A 26,072-nucleotide genomic window follows, 5' to 3' on the forward strand; every position below is an offset into this window, starting at 1 on the left:
TTAAATCGGGTATTTATACTTGTTAAAATGGATGGGTAATTGTTTTTCTTTACGAGGCTCTATTTCGAGATTAAATCATTTTTAGAACCTAATAAATACAACCTATGAAGAAAATTCTACTTATTACATTCTTACTATTTGGCATAACTTGTTTTGGTCAGGCGACACCGACACCACAAGACTTAGCTCAGGCTACAATAGATATTACCAAACTATCTAAAGATTTTAATACAAAAAATACAGATTTCTTAGCGAAAGAAAAAGATCTGAATAACTATATAGCTAATATATCTGCGAGTATGGACCCAGCTAAAACAGGTGAACTTTCTACTAAAGTCGTTGAAGTTCAGAATAAAAGAAAAGAACTTAATGAAAGTTATCTTTTATTTGAGACTTATAAAAAAGTATATATGGATAAAGGGATCCCTGAAAAAACAATTAATAATCTCTTCAAATATCAATATACTGTTTCAGATCCAATAGTAAGTACGAATAATGTAGATGAGCCTGAAACATATTTGTATTTTGGAAAAGATCAGATTTTGCAGGAATCTAAATTAACGAATAATGAAGAAGTAAATGAAATTCTTAAAACTGTTCTAAAAGAAAAGAGCGAATCGTATTTGGGTGATATCATAATTCCGAAAGAAAACCAACAGTTTGCATTTTATGATGATAATTTTGATGTAGAACAAGGGAGGTATTATAAATTTAAAAGAGTCACCTTCGAAATGCAGGAAGGTTTTTTTACAGATATAAAAGTCTTTGTATTTGATGAAAATGGTTCTGAGTTGATATTTGAGAATATGGTTCCAATAAGTATATTAAGATATTCAACCCAAGCGCCTAAAAATTTCTTGTTTTTTAAGCATGCTACTAATCAAAATGGTATTGTTGATTTTAAGAAAACTGAAAATTTAAGAATTCGATTATCTGATGTATTAATGTATGTATCAAGACCTGCTACAACTTTATCCCCAATGATGTTACTTTTGATTTTCCTACCAAAGAAAATGGTGTTTATTTGAATAAAGAAAGTTCAATTAAATATGAAATAAAAGAAGATACTAGTTTGCAAAATGTTGTAGAGTTAAGAGCTTACACTGATTTTCTAGGATTATTTGCAGATTCTCCTAATGGCGTTGTACAGCTTCAAGGGAAAGGAGATTTTTATGTGTTTCCTTTTAGTATGCCTTTTTGGGGATGGGATTTAAAACTTCTAGACAAAATATCACCATATGTTAATTTCTCAAGGATTGATGCCGATTCAAGAGCGGTTGAAACAACTGTACTTCCAGACTCAAAAAATGGAATTAAGAATAGTTTAGATTTATTGCAAAAAGCCTATTTAGAAATGGGAACTAAAGTGAATGTGGTTAATTTTAAATTTGGTAAAGAATATCCATTTCGTACCATTTTTTATTTCCCGATACGCTATCAAATTTCAGATGTAAAAATAAGCAATGAACTTACAAATGTCCAAGGACTTGGATTAGGTGGAGGGGTAACATTCGAGTTTAAAAGGTTTAATAATTTCGGATTTAGTTATTCTCTAGAATATTCTAGCTATAAATATATAAATTTTAATAAAATTCCAACTTTTGAAGCACCAGAAGCTTTTAATGTTTTTAGAAATGAAGCAGAAGTTTATTATCATCCCGATAAAGATAAGAAGCAAGCTATTTTCTTAAGGTTTAGAACATTCAATAATGCCGAAACCAACGAAGCTTTTTACCAACTGCAATTTGGTTACCGTTTTTCTATAGGAATTTCGGATGTGAAAGCTAAAACCCAATAAGCATTTATCAATTTAAAATAAATACCAGCATAAGCTATAAGTTTGTGCTGGTATTTTTGATTTGTAATAGCGCTAAAAGTCAAACTCTAATTGATCCGGCAAAAGCCTGAAGCTCATGCGGTGGTATTTTGTTGGGCCATATTTTTTAATAGCTTCGCGATGTTCCTTAGTTGGATAACCTTTGTTTTTTTTCCAGTTGTACATCGGGAATTCTTCATGGATTTGATCCATATATTCGTCTCGATAAGTTTTTGCCAAAACAGAAGCAGCCGCAATACTTAAAAACTTAGCATCACCTTTTATAATGCTTTGATTTGGAATAGATTTTAGAAGCTCTATTTCGGCTTTAGAAAATTGTTTTCCGGTAGTATTTTTCAATCCTAATTTTGCATTTATAGAACGATTTCCATCTACAATAACAAATTCAGGAAGCTGACTTAGTTTTAAAATGCATTCCTGCATTCCTTTCATTGAAGCGTTTAAAATATTTATTTCGTCAATTTCATCCGGAAATAAATGTGTAACTGCAAAACAAACGGCTTGTTCCTCAAGGATAGGTTTTAAAAAAAATCTTGTTTTCTCTGACAATTGTTTACTGTCATTCAATATTTCATGTTCAAAATCAGTTGGTAAAATTATGGCAGCGGCAGTTACAGGCCCTGCCAAACAACCACGACCAGCTTCATCAGTACCAGTTTCGAAAACAAATCCGGAGAAATTTTTTGCAAGCATTTTTTTAGTTTTAAAAAGCAAATATTATATTTTTTTTCTGGAATAATTATGTAGATACAAATGAAATATAGATAAATGCCTCTGTTTTTGTGTAGAGAAAAAGAAGCTTTATGTTAATTTTTAACTTTTTAGATGCTCTTTTTTGTTTTTTTTAAAGATAGTAAGATTTTACGTATTGTACAGGTGCTCTGTGTATTATGAATATTTAGTATAGACTATTGTCTATTTGTTATTGAAAAAAGTAAGAAAAATTACAAACTTTAACACATTTGAAATTGTTATTGTAAGAAAATAAATTCATTTTTGTTAAATTATTAACTCAAAATAATTTAGCATGAGATTAAAGTTTATATGTATTTTAACATTTTTGATCCTGTTTATTATGCAGTTTTCTTTTGCACAGGAAAGAGTGATTTCTGGAGTTGTTTCAGAAAATGGCGGGCCAATTCCTGGTGTAAACGTCAATGTAAAAGGGACAAAAAATAGCGCCCAAACAGATTTGGATGGTAAATATGTTGTTAAAGCAAAAACTGGTGATGTATTGGTATTTTCTTATATGGGAATGCAGGATGCTGTAGTTACTATTGGAGCTTCATCAACAGTTAATACCAAGATGAAAGAAGATGGAAAGGAATTGGATGAAGTTGTGGTTGTTGCTTATGGTAAGGCAAAAAAATCTTCTTACACAGGATCAGCGACTCAGATTAAATCAGAACAACTTGAGAATAGACCTTTAACTAATGCACTTTCAGTTTTAGAAGGCAGCACCTCAGGGGTTCAGGTTCAGAGTTCAGCTGGTCAACCAGGTTCAGCACCAGCAATAAGGATAAGAGGTTTTAGTTCTGTTAATGGCTCAAATACACCCTTGTATATTGTAGATGGAGTTCCTTTTGCAGGCGATATTAGTAATATAAATTCGAATGATATTGAGAGTTTGACAGTTTTAAAAGATGCCTCTTCAACATCGCTTTATGGATCAAAAGCAGCAAATGGAGTAATTATAATTACCACTAAAATAGGAAAATCACTTAAAGATAAATTCTCATTAAATGTGAGTACTGGTATGACTTCACGATCTATTAAAGATTATAAGAGGGTAGATGCGTATCAATATTATCCTTTAGAATGGGAAGCAATAAGAAATAGCCGTCCAATGACTACACAAGCACAAATTGATGTGGCTAATACTTATGCGTCTGACAGAGTTGGTACTGTATTGGTTACAAATCCGTTTAATGTTCCAATTGGTAGTGTTGTAGGTACTGACGGAAAATTAAACCCTAACGCACAATTGTTATATCCCGAAGATTTAAACTGGGAAAAACAATTGGAAAGAGCGGGAGTTCGTCAAAATGTAGATTTTTCTTATCAGGGAAAATCAGAAAAATCAAATTATTTTGCTTCACTGGGGCATTTGAATGAAGAGGGATATGTACGTAATTCAGGTTTTGAAAGAACAACTGGTCGACTAAATTTAAATACAAGTTTAAATAACTGGTTTAAAACAGGAGTTAACATTGCGGGAACTTTAACTAATTCTAAATTAGGAACTGATGGGGTAGCTAATACAAACTCTTTCAATAATCCTTTTAGAACAATAAGGTATATGGGACCAATTTATCCTGTTTTTGATCATACAGAAAATGGGGATTATATTTTAGATGATAATGGTAATAAAGTATATTCTACTCTTCGAGGCTCAGGCGCGTCTAATGGTCGAAATATAGTATATGAAATATTAAATAATACAGATGTTAAAAAGGGACTAGCTCTTTCAGGGAGAACTTTTTTTGAAATAAGTTTCCTAAAAGATTTTAAATTCACAACTAACGCTTCTATTGATAAGACTTATTCTAATAGAATCTATTCTTATAATACTCTTATAGGTGATGGATCTCCTACTGGATTAATGTCTAAAGAAGATAGGATATTTACGGGTATCACTTATAATCAATTATTAAATTATTCAAAAAAAATAGGAAGTCATTCTATTACTGCATTGTTAGGTCATGAAAGTTTCGATTATGAGAGAAATTGGACTGTAGGAGTAAAAACAGGTCAGGTTTCTCCAGATGATATAGAATTTATCAATTATGCGACAACGACTACTTTAGAGAGTAAAACAAGAAATTATTCAACAGAATCTTATTTTTCAAGAGTTGGATATGATTACATGGATAAATATATTGTTTCAGGATCATTACGTAGAGATTCATCGTCAAAGTTTGCTAAGGATAACCAGTGGGGTAATTTTTGGTCTTTTAGTGGTGCTTGGGTAGTTTCTAAGGAAGACTTTCTCAAGGATGTTTCTTGGGTAAACGATTTGAAATTAAGAGCATCAATTGGACAGGTAGGTAATGATTCTCATATTGCTTCAGATAGAGATGAAGATGGTACAGTTACAAAAGGTTTAAATTACTATATAGGTCAATCTACTTATAGTTTAGGTTATGATAACGGTAGTGAAGGAGGAGTGATAACATACGGAGCAGCAGCACCAGATTTGAAATGGGAGGTTAATACTCAAAAAGATATTGCGGTAGAGTTTGGGTTGTTTAAGAACAGGCTAAAAGGAAGTATTGAGTATTATAATAGAAATACAGATGGACTTATTTTTGAAGTGCCAAATGCATTATCCTCAGGTCTAGATTATAGAGTTGAAAATATTGGATCAATGGTGAATAAAGGTTTTGAGATTTCACTTGACGGTATAATCCTTAAAACAAAAGATTTTTCTTGGAGTTTAAATGTAAATGCTTCAACGATTAGTAATAAACTTACCAAGTTACCACAAGAGGAAATTATTGATGGAACTAAGAAACTTAAAGTGGGACAATCGATCTATGATTATTGGTTAAGAGATTGGTATGGTGTAGATCCTGCTGACGGATATGCATTATATGTAGCTGATCCTGAAAAAATGGTTGCCAATGATCCTACAGGAAGACTTGTAAATGGAGTTAATGTGACTACAGATCAAAATAAAGCACTTTATCATTATGCAGGCTCTGCAATACCTGATTTGTTTGGAACTTTTGGTAGTGCATTTAAATATAAAGGGATTCAACTGGATGTTATGTTCTCTTATCAAATAGGGGGTAAAATGTATGATTCAAATTATGCCGCATTAATGCATACGGGTAATAATTACGGGTCTGCGTTAAGTACAGATATTCTTGATAGATGGCAAAAACCTGGAGACATTACCGATGTTCCCAGATTAGATATTAACAGAAATACGCAGTCTACTTCTGCTTCAGATAGATGGTTAATAGGGTCAGATTATTTAGCATTAAGACAAATTAATTTATCTTATAAATTGCCTTCTGATTTAATATCCAAATTAGCTATTGATAATGCAACTGTATATGTAAATGGTGAAAATGTATTACTGTTTACTAAACGTCAGGGATTGGATCCTACTCAAACTTTTAACGGAACAACTCAAAACAGATATATTCCGTCACGAGTAATAACGTTAGGTTTTAATTTAAATTTTTAACAATATGAAATCAAATATTATAAAACAAATACTTTTTATAATCGTAATTGTAGTTCTGGGGTCTTGTTCAGAAGATTTTTCAGAAAAAAAGCCTACAGAATTTGTAGACTACGAAGGAGCGACCAAAACGACAGAAAATCTTATGACTTTCTTAAATGGTATTCACAGATCTTTGTATGTTAGATATGAATTGAATCAGAATGAAAATGGTTTAGGGGGATTAATGCAACAAACGGATCTTGCAGGGGAAGATGTTGTTTTTCCAGTTATAAATGGGTATTTTTTGCAAGTATACAACTGGAATGGTTTAAGAAATGAAAACTCGCAGGATGTGCGTTACCCTTATAGAACGTATTATCGAATAATAAGAAATGCCAATACAATAATAAATGCAACAGATGGTGCGATTGGGTCAATGGCAGATAAAAATATTGTAAAGGGACAAGCTTTGCTTTATAGAGCTTTTTGTCACTTTCAATTAGTGCAATTATACGGTAAGCGATATGTAAGTGGTGAAGCTAACTCTCAGTTAGGGATTCCTATTATTCTAACTGTTGGGAATGATAATTTACCTCGTTCTACCGTAGAAGAAGTGTATACACAAATTAATAAAGATTTAGATGAAGCTAATATTCTATTAGTAGGCTACGTAAGATTGAATAATTCTCATTTAAACTTAAAAGTTGCACAAGGATTAAAAGCACGTGTAGCTTTAACGCAGGGGGAGTGGGCTATAGCTGCAGACTATGCTAATAAAGCCAGAACAGGAATGAATTTAATGTCTGTTGTAGATTATGGTGCAGGTTTTAATGATTTTAACAATAAAGAATGGATGTGGGGCAGCCATATTAATGAAGTTCAAACTGATTATTTTGGGAATTTTGGAGCTTTTATGTCAAGGAATTATAATTCTACTGTAATACGTACTTGTCCACGAGCAATAAATAGTAAACTGTATAACATGATTCCAGCATCAGATGTACGCTCAACTATTTTTAGTAAAGATGGTAACCATCCTAATCTTTCGCTTGCAAGTAATTTTGTTAAGTTTCCTTATACAAGTCAAAAATTTCTATCTAAAAGTACTGGAGATAGTAGATGTGATGTACCTTATATGCGCGCAGCCGAGATGTATCTTATAGAAGCAGAAGCAAAAGCAAGATTAGGGCAAGCAGATGCAGCTATAATTCTTTTTGATTTTGAGAAAGCAAGAAATCCGGACTATATTTTATCTACTAATACAGGACAGGCTTTGGTTGACGAAATCTTAATACAAAGACGAATAGAATTATGGGGAGAAGGATTTAGGTTTTTTGATTTAAAAAGAACTAATTCTCCTTTAGACCGAACAGGTGCAAATCATGATTCTGCAATTACAAATGGAGTGATGGCTGTGCCACCTACAGATAAAAGATGGCAATGGTTAATTCCACGAGCCGAAATTGATGCAAATCCGTTGATTAAACAAAACGAACTTTAATTTACAGAACCCTCAATCACTTTTGATTGAGGGTTTTTTTATAAAATAATTTGGATGATTTTTTTAAAAATAACACTAAAAGTGTAATCAGTTGAATATGTGAAATTTAGGACAATTGAATCAAAAATTGAAATAGTCAGATAGTGGCAAATAATTTTAAAAGAGGTTAAATAAAACATTCCTAGCTGAAATTGTTTTATTTAACCTCTTTTTTGGAAGGTAATTACTATGTTTATTTTGTTTTTTAATTCATTTTTTTAAGCTTATTCTTCCTTTATGTGTTAATTAAATGTTAAAATATGTATTGATAAAAATTCAGTGTTTTGTGTTTAAAATTGTAGATAACGCTAATTTAGTGCTAATTAGATGCAAAACGTAAAATATTTGTTAAAGTAGTATTAAAAAAACACTAACAAAAGTTTAAAAAGATATTGTTCTTTTAAGAAAATATTATGATGTTTGCCGGATACTAATTCAAAATTAAAAAAATGAAACTAAAGTTTAATGGATTCTTAGTGCTACTTGTAGTACTTATGGCGCAACTTACCTTTGCGCAAGAAAGAGCTGTTTCAGGAATTGTTTCTGACAACGCAGGAATGCCTTTGCCAGGTGTAAGTGTGTTAGTTAAAGGGACAAAAGCAGGAACGCAAACAGATTTTGATGGAAAATATTCTATCAAAGCATTACCAAGTCAAACCTTGGTATTTACTTATATTGGGATGAGATCTCAAGAATTATCAGCTGGTTCAACTTCAGTAAATGTGAAGTTAATAAGCTCATCAGTTGAACTGGAAGGTGTAGTAGTAACTGCATTAGGGATTAAAAGAGAGAAAAAATCCTTAGGTTATGCTTCGCAAGAGATCAAAGGTGCTGATTTAAATTCAGGCGTTGCAAGTGGAAACTTTCTTAATGAACTTTCTGGAAAAGCAGCCGGAGTAAATATTAGAAAAAATACCAACTTTGGTGGTTCTACAAACGTAGTGTCAAGAGGTGTTAAAAATCTTACTGGAGATAACCAAATGCTTATTGTTATTGACGGTATGCCTATTAATAACTCTAATACAAATACTAACGTTTCTCAGGGAAATAGTGCTAATCAATCTACAGGTGCCCGTAATACATACGATTATGGTAACGCTGCTATGGATATTAATCCAGATGATATTGAAACATTAAACGTTTTGAAAGGTGCAGCTGCTGCAGCATTGTACGGATGGCAAGCCGGTAATGGAGTAATTATGATTACAACCAAAAAAGGAAGAGCAAAAAAAGGAATGGGAGTAACTATTTCTAGTGAGTTTACAGTGGGTAGTGTCGATAAAAAAACTTTTCCGGTTTATCAGGATAAATACGGTCAGGGTTACGGACCAACTTACGACGCTGCAGGCAATCCTAAAGGTATTCCAGTTGGACCAACAGGAGCTTTTTTTACTATTGATAGTAACGGAAACCAAGTTGCAACTACTACAGATGATGCTTCTTATGGTGTTGCCTTTGACCCAAATCTATCTGTTTATCAATGGGACGCATACTCTAAATACTCTCCGAATTTCGGAAAAAAAACAACTTGGAAAGCAGCTGAAAATGGTCCTATTACCTTTTTTCAAACAGCGACTACATTCAATAATTCTGTCTCTATAGAGGATGGTACTGACAAAACTAATTTTGTTTTGAATTATAACAACTATAAAGAAAACGGAATATTACCAAATAGTGAATTAAAGAAAAACAATATCAGTTTTAAAATTAACCACAAGTTTAGTGATAAATTATCTGCAAGTGCATTTGCAAATTATATGGCACAAACAACTGTTGGTAGAAATACTACTGGTTATGGTGGTGATAACGTTGCTGGATTATTCCGTCAATGGTGGGCAACTAACGTTGATTTAAAAGCACAAGAGCAAGTTTTTAGAAATTCAGGAGGACAAAACATCTCTTGGAATATGGCAGATCCTGCTAACGGTAATACAAGTGCTAAATACTGGGATAACCCTTATTTTACAAGATATAAAAATTACCAATCTGATGAGAGAAATCGTTTTTTAGGTTATGCTCAATTAGATTATAAAGTAGCTGATTGGTTATCTGTAACAGGAAAAGCAAGTACAGATAGTTATTCTGAATTACGTGAAGAAAGAAAAGCAACAGGTTCTTTGAATGCTACATTTGGATTAAACAGATTAGCTGTTGGTTCTGGATACCAAAAATATAGTGGTATGTTTTCTGAGCAAAATTATCAGTTAACATTGAATTTTAATAAAAAACTTACAGAAAGTATTTCGTTAAATGGTTTAGTTGGTCTTAACTCTTTAAGAACAAGACGTACTTCTACACTTGCTTCTACAGATGGAGGACTTATTATACCAGGAATTTATGCGTTATCAAACTCAGTAAATCCCGCACCATATCCAGTAGAGAATGAAGATAATTCAGGAGTGAATAGTGCGTATGCATCTGTTTCTTTAGGGTACAAAGACTTTTTATACTTGGATGGTACAGTGCGTAATGATGCGTTCTCTACATTGCCAAAAGGAAATAACAAAGTAAATACATTCTCTACTTCGGCTAGTTATGTTTTCACTAAGCTTATTGATCAGGATTGGTTGACTTTTGGAAAACTAAGAGCGAGTTATGCTGAGAACCCTCAAGGAAATATTGATTTGTATGCATTACAAGGTGTTTTTAGTAAATTCAATAACTTTGGAGCAAATCCATTGTATTCTAAACCAGATATTAGTGCTAATCCTGATTTGCGTACTGTAAAAACTAAAACTCAAGAGATAGGTTTGGAAATGCAATTCCTTGATAAAAGAATTGGTTTAGAGACAAGTATTTACAAAAGTTTGAGTTCTGATCAAATCTTCCCTGTAGACTATTCTACATCAACAGGGTATTCTTCAAGATATGCAAATGCAGGATCGGTTGAGAATAAAGGTATAGAGGTACAGCTTAATTTGACTCCAATAAGAACGAAAGATTTTCAATGGGATGTTTTTGTAAACTGGTCTAAAAATGAAAATACTGTTGTTGCTTTAGCTCCGGGAATTGAAACATTAACGTTAGGAACTTTTCAAGGTGGTGTAAGCATAATTGCAAAAGCAGGTCACGCTTATGGAGATATTATTGGTAAAGATTATGTGTATGCTGCTGATGGACAAAAAGTGACTAAAGGAGGAACTTACTTAATGACTGAGTCAGTTACCAATGTTATTGGAAATGTTACTCCGGATTGGATTGGCGGAATCCGTAATAAATTTACATACAAACAAGTTTCATTAGGTTTCTTAATTGATATGCAAAAAGGAGGAGATATTTTCTCTCTGGATCAATACTACGGACAAAACTCAGGTTTATATGCTTCAACTGCAGGGTATAATGAGTTAGGAAATCCGGTAAGAAATACACTTGCAAATGGTGGTGGAGTAATCCTTCCGGGAGTAAACCAAGATGGTACACCTAATACTACCAGAACGCCAGCTCCAGAAGTTGCCGGTGGTATTTATGGATATACTAAAAATCCACAAAAAGCTTTTGTTTATGATGCAAGTTATGTGAAATTAAGAGAAGTAAACATTACCTATAGTTTTCCTTCGGCAATGGTTTCTAAATTAAAATTGACTGATTTAAGGCTTTCTTTAGTAGGTTCTAACTTATGGATTATCCATAAAAACCTTCCAGATGCAGATCCGGAGAGTGGACTTAGTTCAGGTAACTTGTCTGCAGGTTATTCAGGAGGTTCACTTCCTACAACAAGAAATATTGGTTGTAACCTAACATTAAAATTCTAAACCATGAAAAAAATACTTTTATTAATATCTTTTGTTAGTGTTGCTATGTCATGCAGTACTGATATTACAGATATGAATGTTGATCCTAAAAAACCAACTGTAACCAAGCCGGAATACATGTTTACTAATGCAGAAAAAAAATTAGTAGATCAGATGGCAAGTACCAACGTAAATATTAACGTTTTTAGATTATTTGCTCAACAATGGGCAGAGACTACTTATCCAAACGAAAGTCAATACGACCTTACGGCCAGAAAAATTCCTGATGCTCATTTTCGTGTTTTGTACAGAGATGTATTAGCGGATTTTTATGATGCAAAAGGGATGATTAAAAGTCAGGTTACTGAAACAGAAGAAGCAGCTACCATTAACCAAAATAAATTGGCTCTTATTGATATTTTAGAAGCTTATACCTATAGTATCTTGGTTGACACTTTTGGAAATGTTCCGTATTCTCAGGTATCAGATATTGTAAAATACCCTTTGCCGGCTTATGATGATGCTAAAACCATTTATAAAGATCTTATAGCAAGATTGACGGCAGATGTTGCTGTATTGAAAAAAAATGCTGCAAGTCCTAACTTTGGTGGTGCTGATATTATTTATGCGGGAGATGCAGCAAGTAATGGAAAATGGGTAAAATTTGCTAATTCATTAATCGTAAGATTAGCAGTAAACATTTCAGATGTAGATGCAACGTATGCTGCTACTCAGGTTCAGGCTGCTATTGCTTCCGGAGTAATGACGGCTAATACAGATAATACTAAATTAATTTACTTAACTACTTCAGGGAATCAAAACCCATTGTATGCTGATTTAGTTGTTAGTAAGAGAGATGATTTTATTCCAGCTGAAACTTTTGTTGCAGCAATGGATGCTGTTGTTCCGGGTGGTGACCCAAGAATGCCGAAGTATTTTGTTAATGCTACTAAGCCAGTTCCGGTTATTCCTGCGGGCAGAACTTATGTAGGTGGTACTTATGGTGAAGCTAACGTTTTTGCAACATATTCGCATATAACTGCAACATTAAACAATCCTACTTACCCTGCTACAATATTTGATTTTTCTGAATTGAATTTTTTATTGGCAGAAGCTGCTGAGAAAAATTTAATCCCTGGAGGTTCAGCTATGGCTAAAACATATTATGATGCTGGAATAACTGCTTCAATGGCAGATTGGGGAGTTGCACCAGCAAGTATTACTGCTTACTTAGCGCAACCTAAAGTAGATTATTTAAATTCATTAAGTGGAGCAACCTGGAAAGAAAAAATTGGTATGCAAGCTTGGTATGCTCTTTATAACAGAGGATTTGAGGCATGGACGTCTTATAGAAGATTAGATTTCCCTGTATTAAAATCACCTACAGCGGCCATAAATAAAAACATTTTGACAGTTCCGGTAAGATATACATATCCTGGTCTTGAGCAATCTGTTAATGGAACAAATTATGCAAAAGCTGCTAGTGCTATTGGTGGTGACTTACTGAATACTAAATTATTCTGGGACAAGTTCTAGTGTTTTTTTATGATGATTATTAAACATAATCGCATAAAATAGACATTGACTTAGAATAATAGATAATAATTATTTTGAATTTTTTAGAACCCCGATTGCAATTTTTGTAATCGGGGTTCTTGCTTAAAATCGCATCGGTTGAGATTTTATATTATCTATTATGTTTTTTTATTTATACGTTTTTATCTTTTACCTTTGCTTCATCAAATTTTGTCGAAATAATTACATATAAAGCCATCAAATGAGAATATTCATTTTTCTATACCTATTAGTTGTACCAACTTTATTGTTTTCTCAAGAAAAAATCGTTCCTAACAATGGTTTAGATATGAACACTAAATATTCAAGTATAACAGATACTGTAAAGAAGAAAAAGTCATTAGTTGCGACTATTGATCAGTATCAAATTATTACATTAGAACATGATACAACCTATGTAGACACTTCATTAACATTAAAAAGTGCTTATAAACAAAACTATCTTAGAAAAGACACATTTGGACTTTTGCCTTTTTCAAACATTGGACAAACGTATAATACATTGCAATATAATTTAACAAGTTTTTCACCGTATCCTGAAATTGGTTTCAAAGGCAAACACTTTAATTATATGGAAGCTAATGAAATTAAATATTACTCGGCTGCAACTCCGTTAACCGAATTATTTTTTAATACAACAATAAATAAAGGACAAAACGTAGATTCGTTTATTACATTAAATACGTCTAAAAATCTTAACTTTTCTATTGCTTACAGAGGCTTACGTTCAGAAGGAGATTATATAAATCAATTGGTTAGTGCCGGAAATTTTAGGTTTACCACAAGTTATGCAACCACAAGTAGAAGATATGCTTTAAATGCTCATTTTGTTTCTCAGGATCTTTCGAATGAAGAAAACGGCGGAATAACAACACCAATAGATTTTGAAAGTGATAATAAGGACTATAAAAACCGTCAGCGTTTACAAGTTTATCTAACTGATGCGAAGTCATTTCTAAAAGGGAGACGTTTGTTTTTTGATCATGCTTTTAGAATAAATCCAACAAATGGAAGTAATAATTTGTATGTAACGCATCAATTTAATTATGAGTATAAATTCTTCGAATACAATCAGCCAACTGTAGTTTCAACGGTAGATGATGAGCCTGTTCAGCGTTTTGGAGAGTCTTATGTAACAAGTAATATTAACGATCATACTCGCTATGAAAAATTATACAACAAAGTTGGAGCTGCTTATGAAAATTCCTTATTAGGGAAATTTAACTTCTTTGTTGACGATTATAGATCAAATTATAGTTATAACAGAATTATAGTTTCTAAGGATGGAAAAGTTATTCCGAATAACTTATATCAACAGATTAACAATTTTGGAGGACAATATGAATATCAAAAAAACAAATGGAATGGTCGTTTTTTATATTCAAGATCGATTACAGATGTGTCGCTTTCTGATTTAGATGCTAAGTTGAGATACAATTTGAATGATAAAATACAGTTTGATTTTAGATATAGAAACGTCAATAAATTAGCAAATAACAATTACAATTTATATCAAAGCAGTTACGTAAAATACAATTGGTCGAACAATTTTAAGAACGAAAAAATAAATTCTCTTAGCGCAAATGTTTTTACGCCTTGGTTGAATGCTGAGGTTGAATATTCAGTTTTAAAAGATCATTTGTATTTTAGAGATGCCTCGTCACCAACAGAAATTGCTAATCAGATTCAGATCATTGAGCCGGCTCAATACGGAAATGCGATTAATTATTTGACAATAAAAGCGAGTAGAGAGTTTAAATTTGGACCTTTTGGTTTTGATAATACACTTTTGTATCAAAAAGTAGATCAATCGGATTTGATTTTAAATGTGCCTGATTTTGTAACCAGAAACACATTTTATTACTCAGGTTATTTTTTTAAGAAAGCTTTATATATGCAGACCGGAGTCGTTTTTAATTATTTTACCAAATATTATGGTAATGATTACAATCCGGTGGTTGGAGAATTTTTTATTCAGCAAAATAAAAAAATCGGAGGATATCCATTATTCGATTTATTCCTAAACGCGAGAATTCGCCAGACGCGATTTTATTTAAAAGCAGAACATATCAATGCTCTGTTTTCTAAAAGTGATTATTATTCAGCGCCTAATAATCCTTATCGTGATTTTGTTATCCGATTTGGTTTAGTTTGGAATTTCTTCCAATAAAATTGGGCTCTAATTACATTAAAAACCAAATATTAAATTTAAATAAAAATGGACTTTTCAAAAAACATTTTAGAAACAATTGGTAATACACCATTGGTAAAACTCAACAAAATTGTTGCTGAAATTGATGCCTTGGTATTGGCAAAAGTCGAAACTTTTAATCCGGGAAATTCTGTAAAAGACAGAATGGCCGTGAAAATGATTGAAGACGCAGAGGCAGATGGAAGATTAAAACCCGGAGGAACTATTATTGAAGGAACTTCTGGAAATACAGGAATGGGGTTGGCACTTGTGGCAATCATAAAGGGATACAAATTAATCTGTGTAATATCAGATAAACAGTCTAAAGAAAAAATGGACATTTTGCGTGCAGTTGGCGCAAAAGTAGTAGTTTGTCCTACTGATGTTGAGCCTACTGATCCTCGATCTTACTATTCGGTTTCTAAGCGTTTAGCTTCTGAAACACCAAATTCATGGTATGTAAACCAATATGATAATATGTCTAATTCATTGGCACATTATGAGCAAACAGGACCGGAAATCTGGAAACAAACGGATGGTAAAATAACTCATTTTGTGGTTGGAGTAGGAACTGGAGGAACTATTTCCGGAGTTGGAAGATTCCTGAAAGAGAAAAATCCAAATATTAAAATTTGGGGAATTGATACTTACGGATCTGTTTTTAAGAAATACCACGAAACGGGAATTTTTGATGAAAATGAGATTTATTCTTATATTACTGAAGGAATTGGAGAAGATATTTTACCAAAAAATGTTGACTTTTCATTAATTGACGGTTTTACAAAAGTGACCGATAAAGATGCTGCGGTTTATACCAGAAAAATTGCTCTTGAAGAAGCTATTTTTGTAGGAAACTCTGCTGGAGCTTGTATTAAAGGTTTGTTGCAATTAAAAGAACATTTTAAGCCTGATGATGTTGTTGTGGTTCTTTTTCATGATTCTGGAAGCCGTTATGTTGGTAAAATGTTTAATGACGATTGGATGCGTGAGCGTGGATTCTTAGAAGAAAACGTAACAAAAGCCGAAGATGTAATTAAGGATCATATCGATAAACAATTGATTGTTGTTCGTACTGAAGAATTGGTTTCACATGCAATTGAACGTATGAGAAAATATAAAATATCTCAAATTCCGGTTGTAGACATTAATGGTTTTGTTGGTTCTGTGGATGAAACAGATTTGTTTAGAAGTTATGTTGCTGATAAAAATGTAGCCGAAAAACCAATTAAAGAAGTAATGGGAAAACCTTTCCCGATTGTGAAATTAGGAACTCCAATCGAAGAAGTTTCTAAGTTGTTTACCAAAGAAAATGATGCTGTTTTAGTAGATCTTGAAAATGGAAACCATCATATTATAACGAAGTATGATATCATTGGATCGATAAAATAAAGCATTTTTTAATAATTTTATAAGACCATAAATCTAATTATTGAGTTAGATTTATGGTTTTTTAGCTTAAATAGATTTTAAAATGAACTTTACCGCGATAGATTTTGAAACTGCGACAGGACATCATCCGTGTTCTGTGGGGATTGTTACGGTTCAAAACGGAATAATTGTAGATGAGTTTGTTACTTTGATAAAACCACCCAATAACGAGTATAATCCGTTTACGATTCGGGTTCATGGTATTTATCCAAAGGACACAGTAAATGCTAAATCATTTCTACAGGTTTATCCTGAAATAGAGAAAAGATTAAAAAATAGAATAATAGTAGCACATAACGAAAGTTTTGACCGCAATGTTTTGTTTAAATCGATGGTACTTCATGGGTTAAATTATGAAGATTTAAATATCGCTTCAAAATGGGAATGCACCCTTAAGATTTATAAAGCTAAAGGTTTAAAACCAACGAAACTTAGTGATTGTTGCAAAGAAATGAAGATCCAGCTAAGTCATCACGAAGCATTATCTGATGCGCGCGCATGTGCTAAGTTATATATGTTGAGATAAAAAGATTATTTTGTAAGATTAGTATTATTTTTAATTAAATTTGAGCTTTTATAAACCATCATAAAAGCCAAAAAATGAAAGAAGATTTTCTTCATTACCTCTGGAAATTCAAGAAGTTTGAAACATTGAATTTAAAAACCACGCAAAATGAATCTGTCACTATTATTAAAACGGGAGATTATTTAGAGCTTTCAGGACCTGATTTTTTTAATGGCCAAATCAAAATCGGAAATCAAAAGTGGGCCGGAAATATCGAAATTCATATAAAATCTTCTGATTGGTATGTGCATCATCACGAAAAAGATATAGCCTACGAAAATGTAATTTTGCATGTTGTTTGGGAACATGATGCAGAAATATTTCGAGAAAACAACATTGAAATTCCAGTTTTAGTTTTAAAGGATTATGTTTCATCTGATGTTATAGCTTGTTACAAATCGCTCCTTGCGCCAAAATCATGGATATTCTGCGAAAGACAAATTTCAAAAATAGATGATTTTGTGTTTAAAAATTGGAGGGAAAGGCTCTTTTTTGAACGTTTAGAACGCAAATCAAAATTTATCTATGATTTACTCGAAGAGACAAATCAGGATTGGGAAGCCGTTTTTTTCTGTTTATTGGCGAAGAATTTTGGACTAAATACAAATGGAGCTTCGTTCTTACAGATGGCCAAAGCGATTCCGTTTTCAGTTATTCGAAAAGAAAGCTTTGAAGTCGAAAATTTAGAAGCATTGCTTTTAGGTACAGCTGGTTTATTAGATAAGGATGGAGAAGATGTTTATTTTACAGATTTAAAAATCAGATATTTTTATCTTCTGCATAAATACCAATTTGAGAGATGCCATATAGATTCGGTTCAGTTTTTTAAGCATCGACCGGATAATTTTCCAACCATACGGCTTTCGCAATTGGCAAATTTGTATAAAAAGCATCAAAACTTATTTTCTAAAATAATAAGTTTAAAATCAGTCACAGAAGTATATGAATTGCTTGGAGTTTCGGCAAGTCTATATTGGCAAAACCACTATCAGTTTGATAAAGAAAGTCCGAAGAAAGCAAAACAATTGTCAAAATCGTTTTTAGATTTAGTAATTATAAACACTATAATTCCAATGCAATTTGCTTATTCTACTATAATGGGAGAGACAATTTCTGAAGATTTAATTGTGTTTATGAATGAAGTTGCTCCTGAGAATAACGCAATTATAACTAAGTTTAAATCTTTTGGAGTTCTTTCTGGAAATGCTTTTGAAACCCAAACTTTATTAGAACTTAAAAACGAATATTGTAATAAAAAAGCGTGTTTACAATGCGCGTTAGGAATGGAGCTATTGAAGAGTAATTAGTTAATTAGAAAATGTGTCGATTAGATAATTTTGTACATTTGTCATTCTTAATAATGTCAAATGTCATCCTGAGTGGAGTCGAAGGATAAATCTAAAACTAACTATGTCTGCTATTTTAAAATTAAAATTCTTTTTCGAGAAATATGGATTTCATGTTTCCTCAAGATTGGCTGACAAGCTAGGAATGCGTGTAACGAGTGTTAGATTATTTTTTATTTATATTTCGTTTGTTACGGCTGGTTTAGGCTTTGGAGTTTATCTTACCTTTGCATTTTGGATTCGTTTAAAAGATTTAATTCGCTCAAAAAGAACATCAGTTTTTGATTTATAAATCAATTTTAATGCATAAAAAAAGGATCATGAATGATTTTACTTCATGATCCTTTTAATTTTATATAGAAGATATAGAAAATTATTTTTCTGGATTGTTTAATTTACTGTTTTTCCTACCATAAGTAAAATAGAAAATAACTCCAAGGGCCATCCATGCAAAAAGTCTTAACCAGTTTGTCCATCCTAAACCGTACATCATAGCGCAACATACAGCAACACCTAATAAAGGTACTAATGGTACAAATGGAGTTTTGAATTCTCTAACCATATTTGGCTCTTTTTTACGTAAAATAATAACAGAGATACATACAAGAACAAAAGCAAATAAGGTTCCAATACTAGTCATATCACCTACAATGTCTCCAGGAATAAAAGCAGCAAATGCACCAACAATTACTAAAATTGCAAGATTAGCTTTGTATGGAGTTTTGTATTTAGGGTGAACATCACTAAAAGCTTTTGGAAGTAGACCGTCTTTACCCATTGCGTAAAATACTCTTGACTGTCCTAATAACATTACTAGAATTACAGAAGAAAAACCTGCAAGAATAGCAACAGTAACTAATTGTCCTAGCCATTCGTATCCAATCATATATTTATTGATAGCGAATGCAACAGAAGCTTCTTTACCACCTGTTCTGAAATCTTCAACTGTTGCAACCCCTGTTAATACTTGTGCAAAAAGAATGTATAAAAGAGTACATACAGCTAATGATCCTAGGATACCGATAGGCATTGCTTTTTTAGGATTTTTTGTTTCTTGAGCGGCTGTACTTACAGCATCGAAACCAATAAATGCAAAGAAAACAGTTCCTGCAGCTCCTAATATTCCCATAATACCACCATAACTGTGTCCAACTCCATGTTCATCAGTAAAAATTGATGCTGGCGGAATGTATGGTGTGTGATTTGCTGGGTTTACAAAGTTCCAGCCAATTACAATTATTAATATAACAATAGCTACTTTAACGATTACGATAATTCCGTTAACAAAAGCTGATTCTTGGATACCTTTTATCAATAATAAACTAATGACACTAACAATAAAAAGCGCTGGAAGATTTATAATTCCATGTGTCACTTGTTGCGTTACCGGATCAACTATTTTTTGAAATGGAGAGTGAGAAAATTCAAAAGGAATTGGACTCATATGGAAGACATTGACCAGTAGGTTATTGAGGTATTCACTCCAGGCAATTCCAACTGTTGCTGCTCCTACGGCATATTCAAGTATTAAATCCCATCCAATTATCCAGGCAAGAAATTCACCCATGGTTGCGTAGGTATACGTATAAGCACTACCAGAAATTGGAATAGAAGAAGAGAGTTCTGCATAGCACAATCCTGCTAATGCACAGCCAATAGCAGCTATAATAAATGCAATGGTAACTGATGGGCCAGCATTTTGCGCGGCGGCGGTAGCAGTTCTAACAAATAATCCTGCACCAATGATGGCGCCAATACCTAAGGCGATTAATGACCAAGCGGTCAAGGTTCTTTTTAACCCTTTTTCAGAATCAGCAGCTTCTGCTAAAAGCTGTGCTAATGGTTTTCTTTTCCAAATTGACATATTATTATATTGGTTTATTGTTATTAAGCTCCAAATGTATTGTTTTTTGTAAAAAATAAAAACAATAATCATGTTTTAAGTTATAAAATATTTAATTATGTGATAATACCCACAGGAAACACTCTTTTAATTTTTATATTCATTAAAATTATTAGTGTTTTATAGCGGATTAATCAATTCGCAAATTAGTCATTTATTTAATACTTTTCTTAATAAAATGATTTATTTTCGCACAAATCATATTTCAGTTTGAAAATGAAAATTTATTAGATAATGAATTTTAAAGTATTATTAAGACATTTTAAATTTACAAGCCAACAACGTACAGGGATTCTTTTGCTTTTTATACTTATAATAGTATTGCAGGCGGTTTATTTTTTTGTAGACTTTAGTGTTCCTGAAAAGTCTTTTCCTGAAAAAGAACAATGGACCTTTTTGCAAACTGAGATTGATTCGTTGAAATCTATAAAGTATAATGAGAAGTCTAAAGTTTATACTTTTAATCCAAATTTTATCTCAGACTATAAAGGTTATAAGCTTGGGATGTCGATTGAAGAAATCGATCGTTTATTGACTTTTAGAAAAGAAAATAAATATGTAAATTCTACTGAAGAATTTCAGCAAGTCACAAAAGTTTCAGATTCTTTATTAAGGATTATTTCGCCATTGTTTAAATTTCCGGACTGGACTCAGAATAAATCTAATTTTAAAACAGAAAAGAAAGAGTATGTGGCGAAATCTTATTCGAAAAAAGAAAATAAAATTATAGTTTTAGATATTAATCAAGCAACTCAGGACGATTTAATTAAAGTGTATGGAATAGGTGAAGCTTTATCTTTACGAATATTAAAACAAAAGGAGATTTTAGGCTGTTTTGTTTCTATGGAACAAATGAGTGATGTTTGGGGACTTTCGCCGGAAGTAATTGCAGAATTGAATTCGCATTTTAAAGTTGTGATACCTTCAGATTTGAAGAAAATAGCAATAAATGATGCTTCTCTAAAAGAATTATCTCAGTTTCCTTATTTCAGATATGCTTTGGCGAGACAGATCGTAACAGCTCGAAGTATGAACGGAAATTTTAATAATATTGAGGATTTATCAAAAATTAAAGGTTTTCCTGTTGAAAAAGCAAAAATAATTAGTTTATATTTGGAGTTCTAAAAAAAATAACACACAATGAATTTTGATTACAATGAAACGCAATCAATGATTGCTCAGTCAATAAAAGATTTTGCCGATAAAAATATAAGACCTTATATAATGGAGTGGGACGAGGCTCAAATTTTCCCAGTTCCTTTATTTAAAAAATTAGGCGAAATGGGATTTATGGGAGTTTTAGTACCCGAAGAATATGGAGGTTCCGGTTTAGGATATCATGAATATATTACAGTTGTTGAAGAGATTTCAAAAGTAGATCCTTCAATTGGTTTATCTGTTGCAGCACATAATTCGTTATGTACAAATCATATTTTGACTTTTGGAAATGAAGAGCAAAAGAAAAAATGGTTGCCAAAATTAGCGACTGCTGAATATATAGGAGCTTGGGGATTGACAGAACATAATACAGGTTCTGATGCTGGCGGAATGAATACAACGGCAGTAAGAGATGGTGATGATTGGATTGTAAGTGGAGCTAAGAACTTTATTACACACGCTATTTCTGGAGATATTGCAGTAGTAATTGTTCGTACTGGTGAAAAAGGCGATTCTAAAGGAATGACGGCTTTTGTTTTTGAAAAAGGAATGAAAGGATTTACATCAGGTAAAAAAGAGAATAAATTAGGAATGCGTGCTAGTGAAACCGCAGAACTTGTTTTTGATGGTTGCCGAGTACCTGACACAAATAGATTAGGAGAAGTTGGTCAGGGATTTGTTCAGGCTATGAAAATATTAGACGGTGGAAGAATCTCAATCGGGGCTTTGTCCTTAGGAATTGCAAAAGGTGCTTATGAAGCTGCTCTTAAATATTCTAAAGAGAGGTATCAGTTTGGACAACCTATCAGTAATTTTCAGGGAATTTCGTTTAAGTTGGCAGATATGGCAACAGAAATCGAAGCTTCGGAATTGTTACTGCATAAAGCTGCTTTCTTAAAACAACAGCACAAACCAGTTACAACTCTTGGTGCAATGGCAAAGATGTATGCTTCAGAAGCTTGTGTGAAAATCGCAAACGAAGCGGTTCAGATTCACGGGGGTTACGGTTATACAAAAGATTTTCCTGTAGAGAAATTCTATAGAGATTCTAAATTATGTACAATTGGAGAAGGAACTACTGAAATTCAAAAAGTTGTTATTTCAAGAAACTTATTAAAAGAATAAAGAATAAGAAATAAGCTTTACTTAATTGTCTAATTATAAGCGATATATTTTTAAGTCTGTTCTCTTTTTTCTATCTTCTTTTTTCTTTTAAAAAATAATTTGGAATTTATACCTCATAATTCATAATTAATATATACTTTTGCACCCTTAACGAGAGGAGGTGTCAATATTATGTTAATTATACCAATTAAAGACGGAGAAAATATCGATAGAGCATTAAAGCGCTATAAAAGAAAATTTGATAAAACAGGAACTGTTCGTCAACTAAGAGCACGTACTGCTTTTATTAAGCCTTCTGTTATCAAAAGAGCACAAATTCAAAAAGCTGCTTACATCCAAAACATGAGAGATGGTTTAGAGAGTTAGTATATAGCTTTATAAAAATAATTACCGTTAGCTGTCAAAATTTTGATGCTAACGGTTTTTTTATGCTTAATTTTGAGATAAATAGTATTCTATATATAGGTGTAGGGTTTGGGTTTGTATAATATGGAAAAGTGTTTATTCTTATGAAGTCAAATAAAGAAGCATTTCGGGATTATCTTCAGTTGGAGAAAAAATATTCTCCACATACGGTCAATGCATATCTGAATGATATTTTGTTCTTTGAAATGTTTAATAAGGATAATTTTGAGCAAGAAAGTATTGAGCGGGTGAATTACAGTCAGATTAGAAGTTGGATTGTTTTTTTGGTCGATGCGGATATTTCAAATGTTTCTGTAAATCGAAAAATGGCTTCTTTAAAAGCATTTTATAAGTTTCTTTTAAAAACAAAGCAAATAGAAGTTAGTCCAATGTTGAAGCATAAGGCTTTGAAAACACCGAAAATTATTCAGATTCCTTTTTCAGAAAAAGAATTGACGGACTTAATGTCTGCTATTGATAATCCTGTTGGCTTTGAAGAAGTAAGAGATAAGCTTGTTGTTGATTTGTTTTATACGACCGGAATGCGAAGAGCGGAGTTGATATATTTAATGAAGAGTAATGTTGATTTGTCTTCTAATGTGGTAAAGGTTTTAGGAAAGAGAAATAAAGAACGCATTATTCCGATTTTACCTATTATAGTGGAGCAATTTGGTGTGTATTTGAAGGAAAGATCTCAGCTTGAAAAGATAGTCGATGAGGATTATTTTTTTATTTCTCGAAAAGGGTTAAAATTGAGTGAATCTTTTGTGTATCGATTAATAAATTCTTACTTTAGTAAAGTCTCTGAAAAGGTAAAAAAAAGTCCACATGTGCTTCGGCATACTTTTGCGACTCATTTATTAAATAACGGAGCGGATTTAAATTCAGTTAAGGAATTATTAGGGCATTCGAGTTTGGCGTCTACGCAGGTTTATACTCATAATAGTTTAGCAGAGCTTAAAAAGGTGTATACTGATGCGCATCCTCGGAACAAATAGTAGTTCTGAAATGTTTAACCCTAAAATTAGTATTATGAAGGTAGATGTTCATGCAGTTAACTTTACTGTTGACAGAAAGTTGGTAGATTTTATTCAGGAAAGAATGGATAAATTAGAAAAATATTATGATCGCGTGGTTTCGGCCGATGTTTTTTTGAAAGTTGAAAGAACAAGTGATAAGGAGAATAAGGCAGTAGAGATTAAGATTAATGTTCCTGGAGATGATTTTTTGGTTAAAAAGCAATGTAAAACATTCGAAGAGGCTATTGAGCTTTCAGCAGAATCTTTAGAGCGTGTACTGGTAAAAAGGAAAGAAAAAATAAGAGCACATATATAATTGAATATAATTGAAAAAAATTTTCAAAAAATGTTTTGATACAAAGATAAAATAGCTACATTTGCAGTCCGTTAGAAATAGCGGACTTTTTTATTGATATTGCCAGCGTAGCTCAGTTGGCTAGAGCAGCTGATTTGTAATCAGCAGGTCGTGGGTTCGAGTCCCTCCGCCGGCTCTAAATATTTCAAATGCGATTTGAAATTGTTCATGCAATTATTGATAAAATAAAGGGGAGATACTCAAGCGGCCAACGAGGGCAGACTGTAAATCTGCTGTGTGAACTTCGCAGGTTCGAATCCTGCTCTCCCCACAATTTTGATTTTAGATTTAATGATTTCAGAATTTAGATTTATAGAGATAAAAAATTGAATTTGATTCGGTTTTGCTTTTTTTTAATCTAAATCAAGGATCTAAAATCTAAAATTAGGACTCTGCCGGTGTAGCTCAGGGGTAGAGTGCTTCCTTGGTAAGGAAGAGGTCTCGGGTTCAATTCCCGACATTGGCTCAAGTAAGTAGGAAATTGAAAATTAATATATAACTAAGATTAAAAATTAAGTAAAATGGCAAAGGAGAATTTTAATCGTTCCAAACCGCACTTAAACATAGGTACAATTGGACACGTGGATCACGGAAAAACTACATTAACTGCAGCAATTACAAAAGTATTGTCTGATGCTGGTTACTGTCAAGCAAAATCGTTTGATCAAATCGATAACGCTCCAGAGGAGAAAGAAAGAGGTATTACTATTAATACATCACACGTAGAGTATGAAACAGCTAATCGTCACTACGCTCACGTTGACTGTCCAGGTCACGCGGATTACGTAAAGAACATGGTTACTGGTGCTGCTCAAATGGACGGAGCTATCTTAGTGGTTGCTGCTACAGATGGTCCAATGCCACAAACTCGTGAGCACATCCTTTTAGGTCGCCAGGTTGGTATTCCTAGAATGGTAGTTTTCATGAACAAAGTAGATATGGTTGACGACGCTGAGTTGTTAGAGCTTGTTGAAATGGAAATTAGAGATTTATTGTCTTTCTACGAATATGATGGAGATAATGGTCCTGTTGTTCAAGGTTCTGCTTTAGGAGGATTGAATAATGATCCTGCTTGGGTTCCTAAAATCATTGAATTAATGGAAGCTGTTGATAATTGGATCGAAGAGCCAATTCGTGATACTGCAAAACCATTCTTGATGCCGGTTGAAGATGTATTTACAATTACTGGACGTGGAACTGTTGCTACAGGTCGTATCGAAACTGGTATTGCTAATACAGGAGATGCTGTTGAAATCATTGGTATGGGAGCTGATAAATTAACTTCTACTATTACAGGAGTTGAGATGTTCCGTAAAATCCTTGACAGAGGTGAAGCTGGAGATAACGTAGGTTTATTGTTAAGAGGTGTTGATAAAGAATCTATCAAAAGAGGAATGGTTATCATTAAGCCAGGATCAGTAAAACCACACGCTACTTTCAAAGCTGAGGTTTATATCTTGAAAAAAGAAGAAGGTGGACGTCATACTCCATTCCATAATAACTACCGTCCACAGTTCTACGTACGTACAACTGACGTAACAGGAGTTATTACTTTACCAGAAGGAGTAGAGATGGTAATGCCAGGAGACAACTTGACTATCAATGTATCTTTATTAAGCCCAATCGCGATGAGCGTAGGTTTACGTTTCGCTATCCGTGAAGGTGGTAGAACTGTAGGTGCAGGTCAGGTGACTGAAATCGTAGGATAATCCTATAAAAA

19 protein-coding genes and 3 tRNA genes are annotated in these 26,072 nt (G+C 32.7%); 20 read left to right on the forward strand and 2 right to left on the reverse strand.

The genetic code is table 11. From position 1 onward, the window contains the following. The first annotated feature begins 104 nt into the window (after nt 1-104). Both CHB81_RS11840 and CHB81_RS11845 read left to right on the forward strand, forming a co-directional pair. A complete protein-coding gene (locus CHB81_RS11840) occupies nt 105-1,028 on the forward strand; it encodes a hypothetical protein (protein WP_089352086.1) in 924 nt (307 codons plus the stop codon). Beyond that, nucleotides 1,025-1,798 (forward strand): hypothetical protein, encoded by a 774-nt coding sequence (locus tag CHB81_RS11845; RefSeq protein ID WP_089352087.1) that lies wholly within the window; start codon nt 1,025-1,027, stop codon nt 1,796-1,798. Before CHB81_RS11840 ends, CHB81_RS11845 begins: the two co-directional genes overlap by 4 nt. Nucleotides 1,799-1,870: 72 nt before the next feature. Here the strand turns inward: CHB81_RS11845 and CHB81_RS11850 are convergent, their stop codons facing one another. Beyond that, entirely contained in the window at nt 1,871-2,530 is a 660-nt protein-coding gene (locus CHB81_RS11850) for a ribonuclease HII (protein ID WP_089352088.1), read from the reverse strand. A gap of 334 nt (nt 2,531-2,864) precedes the next feature. On the opposite strand from CHB81_RS11850, the gene CHB81_RS11855 reads away from it, so the two are divergent. From CHB81_RS11855 to CHB81_RS11895, 9 genes are all read left to right on the forward strand, one after another. Beyond that, complete coding sequence (locus CHB81_RS11855) at nt 2,865-6,032, forward strand: TonB-dependent receptor (RefSeq protein WP_089352089.1); 3,168 nt, start codon at nt 2,865-2,867, stop codon at nt 6,030-6,032. Nucleotides 6,033-6,036: 4 nt separating this feature from the next. Beyond that, the gene (locus CHB81_RS11860) at nt 6,037-7,512 is read left to right on the forward strand and encodes a RagB/SusD family nutrient uptake outer membrane protein (protein WP_089352090.1); all 1,476 of its coding nucleotides are present in this window, start codon (nt 6,037-6,039) and stop codon (nt 7,510-7,512) included. A gap of 488 nt (nt 7,513-8,000) precedes the next feature. Next, nucleotides 8,001-11,303 (forward strand): SusC/RagA family TonB-linked outer membrane protein, encoded by a 3,303-nt coding sequence (locus tag CHB81_RS11865; protein ID WP_089352091.1) that lies wholly within the window; start codon nt 8,001-8,003, stop codon nt 11,301-11,303. 3 nt (nt 11,304-11,306) lie between these two features. Further along, complete coding sequence (locus tag CHB81_RS11870; RefSeq protein WP_089352092.1) at nt 11,307-12,818, forward strand: SusD/RagB family nutrient-binding outer membrane lipoprotein; 1,512 nt, start codon at nt 11,307-11,309, stop codon at nt 12,816-12,818. A gap of 241 nt (nt 12,819-13,059) precedes the next feature. Continuing rightward, nucleotides 13,060-15,027, forward strand: a complete 1,968-nt coding sequence (locus CHB81_RS11875; RefSeq protein WP_089352093.1) for a putative porin — start codon at nt 13,060-13,062, stop codon at nt 15,025-15,027. Nucleotides 15,028-15,075: 48 nt separating this feature from the next. After that, nucleotides 15,076-16,437: a pyridoxal-phosphate dependent enzyme gene (locus CHB81_RS11880; RefSeq protein ID WP_089352094.1), complete on the forward strand. Its 1,362-nt coding sequence runs from the start codon at nt 15,076-15,078 to the stop codon at nt 16,435-16,437. A gap of 82 nt (nt 16,438-16,519) precedes the next feature. Beyond that, complete coding sequence (locus CHB81_RS11885) at nt 16,520-17,002, forward strand: 3'-5' exonuclease (protein WP_089352095.1); 483 nt, start codon at nt 16,520-16,522, stop codon at nt 17,000-17,002. Between the two features lie 74 nt (nt 17,003-17,076). Then, nucleotides 17,077-18,348 (forward strand): DUF2851 family protein, encoded by a 1,272-nt coding sequence (locus CHB81_RS11890; protein ID WP_089352096.1) that lies wholly within the window; start codon nt 17,077-17,079, stop codon nt 18,346-18,348. 103 nt (nt 18,349-18,451) lie between these two features. Continuing rightward, on the forward strand, nt 18,452-18,679 hold the full coding sequence (locus CHB81_RS11895) for a PspC family transcriptional regulator (protein ID WP_089352097.1): 228 nt from the start codon (nt 18,452-18,454) through the stop codon (nt 18,677-18,679). Nucleotides 18,680-18,760: 81 nt separating this feature from the next. On the opposite strand, the gene CHB81_RS11900 is transcribed toward CHB81_RS11895, so the two are convergent. Continuing rightward, nucleotides 18,761-20,251 (reverse strand): amino acid permease, encoded by a 1,491-nt coding sequence (locus tag CHB81_RS11900; protein WP_089352143.1) that lies wholly within the window; start codon nt 20,249-20,251, stop codon nt 18,761-18,763. A 273-nt stretch (nt 20,252-20,524) separates the two neighbouring features. Here CHB81_RS11900 and CHB81_RS11905 point away from each other — a divergent pair, with 273 nt between their 5' ends. The 9 genes from CHB81_RS11905 (at nt 20,525) to tuf (ending at nt 26,061) form a co-directional block, all read left to right on the forward strand. Beyond that, nucleotides 20,525-21,415, forward strand: coding sequence for a helix-hairpin-helix domain-containing protein (locus CHB81_RS11905; RefSeq protein WP_089352098.1), 891 nt, complete (start codon nt 20,525-20,527; stop codon nt 21,413-21,415). Nucleotides 21,416-21,430: 15 nt separating this feature from the next. Then, nucleotides 21,431-22,573, forward strand: a complete 1,143-nt coding sequence (locus CHB81_RS11910; protein WP_089352099.1) for an acyl-CoA dehydrogenase family protein — start codon at nt 21,431-21,433, stop codon at nt 22,571-22,573. Between the two features lie 171 nt (nt 22,574-22,744). After that, a complete protein-coding gene (gene rpsU / locus CHB81_RS11915) occupies nt 22,745-22,939 on the forward strand; it encodes a 30S ribosomal protein S21 (protein WP_026985791.1) in 195 nt (64 codons plus the stop codon). A 143-nt stretch (nt 22,940-23,082) separates the two neighbouring features. Beyond that, a complete protein-coding gene (locus tag CHB81_RS11920; protein ID WP_089352100.1) occupies nt 23,083-23,976 on the forward strand; it encodes a tyrosine-type recombinase/integrase in 894 nt (297 codons plus the stop codon). A gap of 34 nt (nt 23,977-24,010) precedes the next feature. Then, on the forward strand, nt 24,011-24,313 hold the full coding sequence (raiA, locus tag CHB81_RS11925) for a ribosome-associated translation inhibitor RaiA (protein WP_089352101.1): 303 nt from the start codon (nt 24,011-24,013) through the stop codon (nt 24,311-24,313). 101 nt (nt 24,314-24,414) lie between these two features. After that, nucleotides 24,415-24,488 (forward strand) — tRNA-Thr (locus CHB81_RS11930). Between the two features lie 54 nt (nt 24,489-24,542). Then, nucleotides 24,543-24,623, forward strand: a tRNA-Tyr gene (locus CHB81_RS11935). Between the two features lie 123 nt (nt 24,624-24,746). Further along, nucleotides 24,747-24,818: transfer RNA gene (locus tag CHB81_RS11940), tRNA-Thr, on the forward strand. A 55-nt stretch (nt 24,819-24,873) separates the two neighbouring features. Continuing rightward, nucleotides 24,874-26,061, forward strand: coding sequence for an elongation factor Tu (gene tuf / locus CHB81_RS11945; RefSeq protein ID WP_059116012.1), 1,188 nt, complete (start codon nt 24,874-24,876; stop codon nt 26,059-26,061). Nucleotides 26,062-26,072: the final 11 nt, after the last annotated feature.

The organism is Flavobacterium sp. ov086, assembly GCF_900187965.1.
GTDB lineage: Bacteria > Bacteroidota > Bacteroidia > Flavobacteriales > Flavobacteriaceae > Flavobacterium.